At 56.8% G+C, this 9,913-nt stretch carries 13 protein-coding genes and 2 tRNA genes; 6 read left to right on the top strand and 9 right to left on the bottom strand.

The window, feature by feature from the left end:
- The 3 genes from AC0TNJ_RS18230 to AC0TNJ_RS18220 form a co-directional block, all read right to left on the bottom strand.
- Positions 1 to 171, bottom strand: a 171-nt coding sequence (locus tag AC0TNJ_RS18230; RefSeq protein WP_473769868.1) for a GTP-binding protein, incomplete at its 3' end; no start/stop codon positions are given.
- 139 nt (positions 172 to 310) lie between these two features.
- Positions 311 to 384 (bottom strand) — tRNA-Gly (locus AC0TNJ_RS18225).
- 24 nt (positions 385 to 408) lie between these two features.
- Positions 409 to 493, bottom strand: a tRNA-Tyr gene (locus AC0TNJ_RS18220).
- Positions 494 to 799: 306 nt separating this feature from the next.
- On the opposite strand from AC0TNJ_RS18220, the gene rlmB reads away from it, so the two are divergent.
- Positions 800 to 1,660 (top strand): 23S rRNA (guanosine(2251)-2'-O)-methyltransferase RlmB, encoded by an 861-nt coding sequence (gene rlmB / locus AC0TNJ_RS18215; RefSeq protein WP_473769492.1) that lies wholly within the window; start codon positions 800 to 802, stop codon positions 1,658 to 1,660.
- A 128-nt stretch (positions 1,661 to 1,788) separates the two neighbouring features.
- On the opposite strand, the gene AC0TNJ_RS18210 is transcribed toward rlmB, so the two are convergent.
- Together AC0TNJ_RS18210 and AC0TNJ_RS18205 are read right to left on the bottom strand one after the other, a co-directional pair.
- Positions 1,789 to 2,220, bottom strand: a complete 432-nt coding sequence (locus AC0TNJ_RS18210) for a CBS domain-containing protein (protein WP_122002410.1) — start codon at positions 2,218 to 2,220, stop codon at positions 1,789 to 1,791.
- A gap of 145 nt (positions 2,221 to 2,365) precedes the next feature.
- Positions 2,366 to 3,106, bottom strand: a complete 741-nt coding sequence (locus AC0TNJ_RS18205) for a rhomboid family intramembrane serine protease (protein ID WP_473771931.1) — start codon at positions 3,104 to 3,106, stop codon at positions 2,366 to 2,368.
- Between the two features lie 381 nt (positions 3,107 to 3,487).
- Here AC0TNJ_RS18205 and AC0TNJ_RS18200 point away from each other — a divergent pair, with 381 nt between their 5' ends.
- From AC0TNJ_RS18200 to AC0TNJ_RS18190, 3 genes are all read left to right on the top strand, one after another.
- A complete protein-coding gene (locus tag AC0TNJ_RS18200; RefSeq protein ID WP_473771930.1) occupies positions 3,488 to 4,129 on the top strand; it encodes a PAS domain-containing protein in 642 nt (213 codons plus the stop codon).
- A gap of 91 nt (positions 4,130 to 4,220) precedes the next feature.
- Positions 4,221 to 4,826 carry a PilZ domain-containing protein gene (locus AC0TNJ_RS18195; RefSeq protein ID WP_473769495.1) on the top strand — a complete coding sequence of 202 codons (606 nt, stop codon included), beginning with the start codon at positions 4,221 to 4,223 and terminating at the stop codon, positions 4,824 to 4,826.
- Positions 4,827 to 5,064: 238 nt separating this feature from the next.
- Positions 5,065 to 5,673 carry a transglutaminase-like cysteine peptidase gene (locus AC0TNJ_RS18190; RefSeq protein ID WP_473771929.1) on the top strand — a complete coding sequence of 203 codons (609 nt, stop codon included), beginning with the start codon at positions 5,065 to 5,067 and terminating at the stop codon, positions 5,671 to 5,673.
- Positions 5,674 to 5,734: 61 nt separating this feature from the next.
- Here AC0TNJ_RS18190 and AC0TNJ_RS18185 read toward each other — a convergent pair whose 3' ends face one another.
- A complete protein-coding gene (locus AC0TNJ_RS18185) occupies positions 5,735 to 6,262 on the bottom strand; it encodes a gamma carbonic anhydrase family protein (protein ID WP_473771928.1) in 528 nt (175 codons plus the stop codon).
- 110 nt (positions 6,263 to 6,372) lie between these two features.
- Between AC0TNJ_RS18185 and AC0TNJ_RS18180 the strand changes: the two genes are divergently transcribed.
- A complete protein-coding gene (locus AC0TNJ_RS18180) occupies positions 6,373 to 7,104 on the top strand; it encodes a hypothetical protein (protein ID WP_473771927.1) in 732 nt (243 codons plus the stop codon).
- Here the strand turns inward: AC0TNJ_RS18180 and tet are convergent.
- Entirely contained in the window at positions 7,074 to 8,261 is a 1,188-nt protein-coding gene (tet, locus tag AC0TNJ_RS18175; protein ID WP_473771926.1) for a Tet(A)/Tet(B)/Tet(C) family tetracycline efflux MFS transporter, read from the bottom strand. The genes AC0TNJ_RS18180 and tet overlap by 31 nt on opposite strands.
- A gap of 90 nt (positions 8,262 to 8,351) precedes the next feature.
- Between tet and tetR the strand changes: the two genes are divergently transcribed.
- Positions 8,352 to 8,960: a tetracycline resistance transcriptional repressor TetR gene (gene tetR, locus AC0TNJ_RS18170; RefSeq protein ID WP_473771925.1), complete on the top strand. Its 609-nt coding sequence runs from the start codon at positions 8,352 to 8,354 to the stop codon at positions 8,958 to 8,960.
- On the opposite strand, the gene AC0TNJ_RS18165 is transcribed toward tetR, so the two are convergent.
- Together AC0TNJ_RS18165 and AC0TNJ_RS18160 are read right to left on the bottom strand one after the other, a co-directional pair.
- Positions 8,925 to 9,332 (bottom strand): hypothetical protein, encoded by a 408-nt coding sequence (locus AC0TNJ_RS18165; RefSeq protein WP_473771924.1) that lies wholly within the window; start codon positions 9,330 to 9,332, stop codon positions 8,925 to 8,927. The two genes, tetR and AC0TNJ_RS18165, sit on opposite strands and share 36 nt — an antisense overlap.
- A gap of 196 nt (positions 9,333 to 9,528) precedes the next feature.
- The gene (locus tag AC0TNJ_RS18160) at positions 9,529 to 9,735 is read right to left on the bottom strand and encodes a DUF3126 family protein (RefSeq protein ID WP_006467055.1); all 207 of its coding nucleotides are present in this window, start codon (positions 9,733 to 9,735) and stop codon (positions 9,529 to 9,531) included.
- Positions 9,736 to 9,913 lie beyond the last annotated feature (178 nt).

Genomic DNA, 9,913 nt, shown 5'->3' with positions numbered 1-9,913 from the left:
CGTGATGCCGCGCGCCTTTTCTTCCGGCGCTGCGTCGATCTGGTCATAGGCCTTGAAGTCACCAAAGTACTTCGTGATCGCTGCAGTCAGCGACGTCTTGCCATGGTCAACGTGACCAATCGTGCCGATGTTAACGTGGGGTTTCGTACGTTCGAATTTGCTCTTTGCCATCGCCGTTGTTCTCTTTGTTCTAGAACCGCTCAAGCGCCAGCACAAAAGCCTTTTGGCTTCCGGACCAGCATTTATGCCAAAACGGAACGGCGAACCGCCCGTCGATGATTCCTTACACGCCAAACCGCCCTGAAATTTTTGGAGCGGGTAGCGGGAATCGAACCCGCGTATTCAGCTTGGAAGGCTGCTGCTCTACCATTGAGCTATACCCGCGCACTCTTAACTCTGATCCGACAGTGGTGGAGGGAGTTGGATTTGAACCAACGTAGGCATAGCCAACGGATTTACAGTCCGTCCCCTTTAACCACTCGGGCATCCCTCCAGATATCACTATCAGCAGAGTCGAGCGACTAGGCATTTCCGCGGGGCTTCTGGCTGACTGTTGGGCCAGCCGTCGATCCGCGAGGGGCCTTATGACGATAAGCTTATCCGCTGTCAACAGGGTAAAAGCGAAAAGAATGCATGTTCACCCACAACGCCGTGGAAACATCGCCCGCCTCTGGCCGTCCATAGGGCAAGAAAGCCCGCTAAACCGGGCTTTGCGAATTATTTTGCAATCATAACAGCCTGATAGCATTTGCGGGGCAAGCCGCTATCTTCCGCCCTTCTAAAGAGCTATAAGCACGCCATGACCGATCAAAACCCGCCCCGCACACCAAAAGATTCTCATTATGCGCGCCTGCGCCGCCAGCATCGCGACCAGAAGGCCGTGACCGAAGGCAAATCACCGCGCAAGCCGCAACGCCCAACCATTTCGGCGAGCGCCGTGACGGAGGGAACCGTTCGCCTTTATGGCCTTCATACAGTTCGCGCCGCCGTGGAAAACCCGGAACGCAACATATTGCGCATGCGCGCCACGCGAAACGGCTTCGCCCGGCTGGAAATCGGAGAAGCCGAATCTCTTCCCTTCCCGGTCGAGATCGTCGATCCGCGCGATATAGACAAGGAAACGGGGTCCGAGGCTGTCCATCAAGGCGTCATGATCGAAGCAGAACCGCTTCGCGCCAGAAAACTGTCGGAACTCAAGGACAGCCCCCTGCTTCTCGTTCTCGATCAGGTGACAGACCCGCACAATGTCGGCGCGATCATGCGTTCAGCCGTCGCGTTTGGTGCTGGCGCGCTGATTACCACAAGCCGCCACAGCCCCCAGGAAACCGGCGTTCTGGCGAAAGCCGCCTCCGGCGCGCTTGAAATGATCTCGCATATCGAAGTGCGCAATCTCGCCGAAGCGATCGAAGAGTTGCATAGCCTTGGCTTCCAGACAATCGGCCTTGATTCGGAAGGTCCACTGGAGATGGAAGCCACCTTGTCCGGCGGACGAATCGCTCTGGTCCTCGGTGCAGAAGGCAAAGGCCTGCGCCAAAAGACGCGCGAAACCGTCACCGCGCTCGCCCGTCTCGACATGCCGGGTGAAATCAAGTCGCTCAATGTGTCGAATGCCGCAGCGATTTCCCTTTATGCCGCCGAGCGATATCTCCGCGCGCGTTGATTCGATTTTATTTTCCGATAAATGCCTCCCGGCCGGTTTCCTGCCGGGAGATATGGGACAAGCCAATCGGAGCCTGAATCAAAAGCGGCATATTGCGGTCACACGAGCGCGATTTTTAGAACAGGCTCTCAAGCGGTTGCGATATAGGTACGGATATCTTCCGCCTCGCGCTCGACATCCTCGATGCGCCGCTTCACTACGTCGCCGATTGAAACAATTCCCACGAGCTTGCCGCCTTCTTCCACCGGCATATGGCGGAAACGGCTTCGCGTCATGATCTCCATCACCTGATTGATTGTATGGTGTTCCCGGCAGACCTGCACTTTCGCGGTCATGACTTCGGCAACCGGCATGCTCATAGCTTTGGTTTCCTGTGCGGCGACAGCACGCACGACATCGCGCTCAGACAGAATGCCCTTGATTCGACCGGCCTCGTCGCACACCACCAGCGCACCGATCTTGTGTTTGTTCAACATCGCGACAGCGTGGGATAGCGTATCGGCAGGCGCGATTATCACCACATCCCTGCCCTTTGTTTCGAGAATCGATCTTACGGTCATGCCAAAGTCCCTCCAAGATTTAGCACTTGCTGCTTCGGACGCTCCAGCGCCGTATGAAGCAGAACGCAGTTCCTCCCACCACGTTCCATGATGGTGCGCTTCGAACGTCAGATTGGCAAGTGGCATCGAATGGGGAGACGGGAATCTATCGCCTCAGCACGGCATCATAACTGCGTGGGCGATCCATCAGCGAAATGCCGAAGAACCCGGCAATGAAGCCGCCTATATGCGCTTCCCAGGCAATGCCGGAAAAATCCGCGCCGCCCGTCGAATAAAGACCGGTGATGATGTTGATCACGAACCAGACCCCGACAAAAGTCAGCACAGGCTTCAGCGTCAGGGTCAGCCCTACCGGAAGAACAGGGCCTGCGAACTCCGATCTGCGCCCGTGGCCTATACGACGGAAACCATAGCGTGCGGCGGCACCCATCATGCCTGAAATGGCGCCCGATGCGCCCACCATCGGCGAAACGCTGTCTGGATAGATCGCATAATGGGTCAGGCCGGCAATCACCGAAGTGAATATCCAGAAAATAATCATCCGCCCGGTGCCGATGCGGCCCGCGAGCGGGGAGCCAAAGGCTGCCAGCCAGATCATGTTGACGGCAATATGAGCGATGCCGCCATGCATGAAGGAATAGCTGATCAGCGTGAAAAGCGCCGCCGGATCGGTAAAGCCATCCGCAAGAGAGAATCGTGCTGGAATAAGCGCGAAATTCAGCATGAACTCATAGTTCTGCTGCTCGCTGATGAGGTAGTTCTGATAGATATAGACTGCGGCGCACAGGCCGATCAAAGCTACCACCACGCCCGGAATATTGAATATCGGCTCGCTGCCGTCCGACTGTCGGTTGGTGCCGTTCATTTCCGGCTGGGGAACGCTCATGAACTGCTGCCCTTTACTTTATGCGAAACACCCGCAACCAGCTTGAAGCAGCCGTTTGCATGGGGTTGAACGTTGATAGGGCACAATTTGTTAAAAATAAAGGCCGACGGAGGTTCCCGACCGGCCTTGACGCGAACAGAAATCTTTCGCGAAATTCAAATCTGGAGCTCAGAAAAACGCCAAGCAAGTCAAAGGCTTCGTCTGAAGTCTCATCAAAGCGCGTCTTTTAAAATTGCGCAACCATTACTTATTATTAACCTTAACGAACGAGCCCGGTGGATGAAGAAAGGGTTAAACTGGCATACTCGCCGTTAATACTATTTTAATGCGTTCAGCAGCGGAGCCAGCTTCCGCCTTTCACGAACAAACCAACGGCGCAAGATGAAACACCGCAGTACGATCGCGATTTTCAGCGAATGGCAGCGCTTGGCCCGCACGGAACGCGGCACCTTTCGCGCACCGACACGCGAACGGATCGAGCCGCGCAAGCTCGGACGCCATCTATCCGATCTCTTCTTCCTTGAAGCTGACAAACACGGCGATTTGTCGTTTCGTCTGGCGGGAACACGCATCTGCACCCTTTTCGGGCGGGAACTGAAGAACACCCGGTTCCTCTCGCTCTGGTCGGAGCGTGATCGAACAGCTCTCCGCGAACTGACGCAAAACGTGACTTCCCTTGAGATCCCTGCCCTCGTTTCGCATGCCGGAATCAGCATGTCCGGACGAAGCCTCAGGCTTGAAATGTTCCTCGCCCCGCTCGAAACGCCCGGCGTGCGGACAAGTCTTCTCGGCAGCATCGCCGTGCTTGATTCCGTCACATGGGTCGGCGCCGACCCAATCGTGCTCGGCCATTTGAACTCTATCGAGCCGGTGGCGCCCGATCTGATTCTGGCCGACGACATCCGGAAATCGGCAGCCATCAGGGTCAACGCCCCTCGAACAGGCCGGGAGTGGACGAATATTCGCCTGACGGAGCCGCATGCGGCGCCCAAACTTCGCGTCATCAAGGGCGGCAAAGCCTGAAACCCGGTTGAAATCGCGATTTCTCTTTATCGACGGCTACTATATTGTCACGGGTAATGAGAGTGCGGAAATTCGGAATGGATCGACTTTGATGAACAGATTTGCTGCGGCATCTTCTGCGACCACTGTGCGGCAGGAAAACTTCAACGCCGTGAATGTCGATCTCAACGGTCGTTACATGTTGGAAGATCGCAGCGAATTTCCATGCATTATCAAGCGTATGTCGCCCGGCACGGCCCTGTTGAGCGGCATAGCGACACCGCGAAACGGCGAGCGGATCATCGCCTATGTCGACCATGTGGGGCGGATTGAAGGAATTGCCAATGAGGTTACCTCTGAAGGCTTTCACATTCTCCTGTCGACCTCCGAACAGAAGAAAGACAAGCTTTCCGCCCAGCTGACCTGGCTTGCCAACAAGCACGAACTTGCTCTTCCTGAGGACCGCCGCCACGAACGCGTTGCCCCGCGCAAGACCCGGCACAACATCACTTTCGGCGACGGTACGCAAAGACTGTGCCGCATCGCCGACCTTTCGCTTTCCGGTGCGGCTATCGAAAGCGAGTTCAAGCCCCCGATCAAGAGCGGCGTCATGCTCGGGCCGATCCGGGGCACTGTCGTCCGCCATTTTCAAGGTGGTTTCGCAATCGAATTCGCTACCATCCAGACCAGCACGACACTGGACAATCTTTTTGGCTGAAAGCCGCTGGTCCAAAGATGAATTCGCGTCAAGGTTACGGAATGGCAAACCCCAAAAAGGCCGGAATCACAGAAAAGCCACAAAAACAGCCCAGTTTGCCCTGAATTTGTCCGTTCGTTGACAAAAAGTTTCAGCGTTAATTGCACTTTTAATCGAATTTGACTCGCATTTTCGCGCGTAAATTTGCGTGCCTTCAAATTGTCTAAGTCATCTTGGTCCCCAACAGGGAGACAAAAGAATGACGAAGCAGACCATCATCGCAGCCATTTTGATGCTGCTGGGAATCGGACTGGCAGAAGCCGCAAGCCCCGCCTCCAACTCACCGTGGATGACCACCGGCGAACGCACGTCGCAGCCAATCGGCCATTATGAATTCTGCGACCGCTACAAGTCCGAATGCAATATCACCAGCCGCAACAGCAACATGCTGAAGCTGACGCCGGAAATCTGGAAGCAGATCATCACGGTCAATGCGAGCGTCAACGAAAAGATCGCGCCGATGACCGACATGGAAGCCTGGGGCCGCGAGGAATATTGGGAATATCCGACGACGGTCGGCGATTGCGACGACTATATGCTTTTAAAGCGTCGCGAGCTGATGGCGCTCGGCATCCCGGCCAATACGCTGCTTTTCACGGTTGTCCGCCAGCCGAATGGCGAAGGCCACGCGGTTTTGACCGTCCGCACCGACCGCGGCGACTTCATTCTCGACAATCTCGATAGCCGCGTCCTCGCCTGGAACAAGACCGACTATACCTATCTCAAGCGCCAGTCGGCCACCAACACCGGCAGCTGGGTCTCGATCAAGAGCGACCGCGAACTTCTCGTCGGCAGCATCAAGAACTGATCAAAAGGCCAAATCGAAAAGGACGGGAAGCCAGCCTCCCTCTGGCCCCGTCCTTTCCATTTCAGGCAGGTTCCAGGCCGCGCATGAAGGACCGCGCCTTCTCCACATAATGCTCTGCCGATAGTTTGAGTTTTTCCACCGCTGCCTCGTCCAGCTCCCGGAGAACCCTTGCTGGAGAACCGACGACGAGCGAATTATCCGGTATGTCCTTGCCCTCGGTCACAAGAGCCCCTGCCCCGATCAGGCAGTTCTTTCCGATCTTCGCTCCATTGAGAACGATCGCGCCCATGCCGATCAGCGTATTGTCGCCAACCGTGCAGCCATGAAGAATCGCCCGATGACCGATGGTGCAGCCCTTCCCCACCGTGAGCGGAAAGCCGATATCGGTATGCATGATAGTGTGTTCCTGAACATTGGTGTCGTCGCCAATGGTGATCGGCTCATTATCGCCTCGCAAGACAGCGCCGAACCAGAACCCGGCATTTTCACCCACGACGATCTTGCCGATCAGGGTCGCATCAGGCGCGATCCAGTTGCTGCTGCGGTCCGTGAATTGCGGCTTGTGACCGTTATAAGCATAGATCGGCATAGTTCTTCCTCCATCTGCAAACTCGATATTGAATCGCTAAGCCGTTTCAGGCGGCCAGACAAGCGCGGTTTCACGCTCTGTTAACCATAGAAGACAGATATTCTGGCCAAATGGAAACAGCACGCGACTACACCGCCTCGAAAACGAGCAACCGGCTCTTCGGCTGGCTGCTGCTGGCCGTTGTCGCGCTGGTTCTCCTTTCGGTCGCCATCAATATAGGCGGGCGCCTGCTCGGCCCGCTGATTGCCCGCGGCGGACATTCCGCCAGTACGCAAGCCTATGAGATCATCATCGGCAACAATGTCCTCTCGATTCCCGCCAATATGATCCGCTTCTCGAATCAACGGCGCGGCGGGGTGACGGGTCGCCTTGATCTTTATGCCCGCTGGCCGGGGCTTACCGGCTATACGGAACGCGACCGCGCCATCTTCAACCTTCTGACCCCGAAGCGGCACCTGATTTTCATGTCGATCGAACAGCGCACCATGTCCCGCGACATGAGCGGGCGTTACCTGCCGATCTACGCCGAACTGATAGATCCCGATGGGGAAGCCGCCCCCGGAAACCTGACGGCACACCGGTTTCTGGAAAACAGCGGCTACAAGGGCGAGGAACTGCTCCTGTCCGACACGAGCAGCGGCAAGCCGGAATTTGTCGCGCGATGCCTCGCCGACAGCGCGGCGGAAAGCTTCAATTCATGCGAACGCGACGTCCAGTTCGGACGCGACTTGCAGATACTCTATCGTTTCCCCCGCTCCATGCTGGGCGACTGGAAGTCACTGGACAAGGCGATCGTCGATTTCGCGAACACTCATCTTCTTGACGGCAAACGCACCGGCTGATTCCGGACGAGCATCATAGACGGAACAGCCAGCAGATAGACGGCTGGCCCCACCAGCCATACCCATCCATTCCAACTGGCGGCTGTCATTGAATAAAGGGCCGTGAAAACGACCGGCCCGACAACGGCACTGATATTGGTAAGGCTCGCGAGAGTTCCCTGAAGCGCACCTTGCCGGTCATGGCTGGTCCGGTCCGACAGTATTGATTGCAAGGCAGGCATCGCTATCCCGCCAAAGGCCAGCAGGATGAGAATCGGCGGGACCATCCAGTCTTGCGTAGCGATGGCGAGGGATGCCATGCCCACCCCGTCAGCGATGATCCCTATCATTATCGTGCATCCGGCTCCAATCGCCGCGACAAGACGGCCCGTGCCCAACCATTGGAACAGGGCATGCAGCAGACCGAAGGCCGCAAGCGACAGGCCGACATAGGTCGTGTCCCAATGGAATCGATCTTCGGTGAAGATCACCCACAATGCAGCAGGCACCTGCCCCACCAGTTGCAGAATGAAAAACACCCATAGCAACGGCTTCAGCCCCTTTTGCACACCGGACGGCAAAAAGGCTTTCAGCAATCCTTCTGTCTGCGGCTCCTGTTCGGTCTCCGGGCGGAGCCGAGGCATAAGCAGGTAAACCGCCAAAGCCATGCAGCCACTGACAAAGGCCGCCGCCGCGAAGGGTGCTGTCGGCGACACATTGCCCAATGCGCCGCCGATAACCGGCCCGAGAATCATGCCGCCGCCATAACACGCGCCCAGCCAGCCGAAAGCTCGGGCGCGCGTTCCCTCCTCCATCGTGTCGGCGATGCAGGCACCGCCCACCGCCATCGTTGCCCCCATCACGCCCGACAGGATACGGCCGATATAGAGAACCCAGAGATGGGGCGCGGCAGACATGATCGCATAATCGATGGTTGCCCCGATCAGCGACCCAAGCAAAACGGGCTTGCGGCCAAAACGATCAGCCATTCGCCCGAGTACAGGCGCGAAGAAAACCTGCATCAGCGCATAGAGCGACAACAATATTCCGTAGTGCCCCGCCACATCGTCCGTATGGGCCACATCGCGCAGCAAGCTCGGGAGAACAGGCATCACCAGACCGATGCCAGCCGCATCCAGCGCCGCAACAGCCAGAACAATCATCAATGTGCGGTTCATGCCAGCCTCATAATTTATCACTGATAAGTCGCTGGACTTAAAATTTATCGATGATAAATTGTCAAGAGGCAACGGATTGGATGAACCACATTGGCAAAACTGCATCGCGACGCCGTGATACGCACGGCACTGGAATTACTGAATGAAGTTGGAGAAGAGGGCCTGACGACACGCCGTCTCGCGGAACGGCTGGGCGTACAGCAGCCCGCGCTCTACTGGCATTTCAAGAATAAGCGTGTCTTGCTCGATGCTCTTGCCGAAACGATTCTGGCCGAACATCACGACCGCGCCCTGCCGCGCGCCGGGGAGAACTGGCGTCAGTTCCTGATTGAAAATGCGCGCAGTTTCCGGCGAGCCTTGCTGACCTACCGCGACGGTGCGCGCATCCATGCCGGAACGCGCCCGACCAACAATCAGATGGGACAGGCGGAAGCCCAGATCGGGTTTCTGGTTCAGGCGGGATTCACGCCCGCAGATGCAGCGCGCGCGCTGATCGCCATCAGCCATTACGTTGTCGGTTCGGCGCTGGAACAACAAGCTGACATGCACGAAAGCACGGCTTCCGATGCGGCGAACATAGCCGCGACGCCAAAAATCGCCGAAGCTATCGCCGTGCTGGATGCCGACGGCCCGGAGAACCTGTTCGATTTTGGCTTGCTGGCATTAATCGATGGATTGGAGCGGCATCGGCGGTCCTGAGTGCCCCGGATTGCCCGTTAGTTCCTCAAAAGCTTTTCGACCATCTTCCCGGAACTTGACCTTGTTCAGCGGAACGCCGCTCACGACACGTTCCTCCGTGGCGCTCAACACGATTTCCAGCTTCAGCATGTCCGCCGATCCGAGCACCTTCCAGCATCCTTTTCCGGCAGGCAGGGAAAAATCGCCCTCCGTGACATAGGCTGCGGCGGCATAAGCGCCGTCGCATTTGCCGACGCTTTGAGGTTCATCCAGAATTTCAACCACCGACCGGGAGCCATCGTCCTGCTCGGTTTCGATGGTGCCTAGAACTGCTGCCCGCCCCGGAAACGACAGGGCGACCATGAGAACGGTCAGTGAAAAGCGGAATTTCATGAACTTGCACCGGAATCAGGGATAGTCGCAGACTTCATAACCGCTCAGTTCCGATTGCACACCATAGCGGCAGCATGGTCTTCGTGAATTCTCGCAAGCACGTTTCAACAACAAAACGCCCTCTCCATGGGAAAGGGCGTCAAGAACATTCCTGCATGGGCATCGGCGTCGTCAGCGACGCGATTGCCGTGATCGATCAAAGATCGACGTCGAGAATGGCCATCGAGAAATTGTAGGAGAGTTCGCCCTCGTCCTCATCCTTGTAGATCAGGCCCAGAAACTCGTCCTCGAGATAAAGCTCGGCGGAGTCGTTCTTGCGCGGGCGCGCCTTCACCTGCAGGCCGGGATTATTGAAGGTCCGTTTGAAATAGGCGTCCAGTTTTTTGAGTTCTTCGGGTTTCAACCGGCTTCTCCTGAAATTGAATTGAGCCGGTTTATTGCACCCGGCATTTTCTTATGTAAACCCCTGACATCGACTATCCCAAGGGCGTAGCCAGCGAATTGCCGCTTGCGTCATCATATAGGCCGCCCGCGGGAGAAAACCAGCAAGCGGCCCTGTTTCTTCGGCTCAACCGATATCA

Source organism: Ochrobactrum sp. PL_is483, from assembly GCF_055816855.1.
This window is presented reverse-complemented; position numbering and strand designations above follow the sequence as displayed.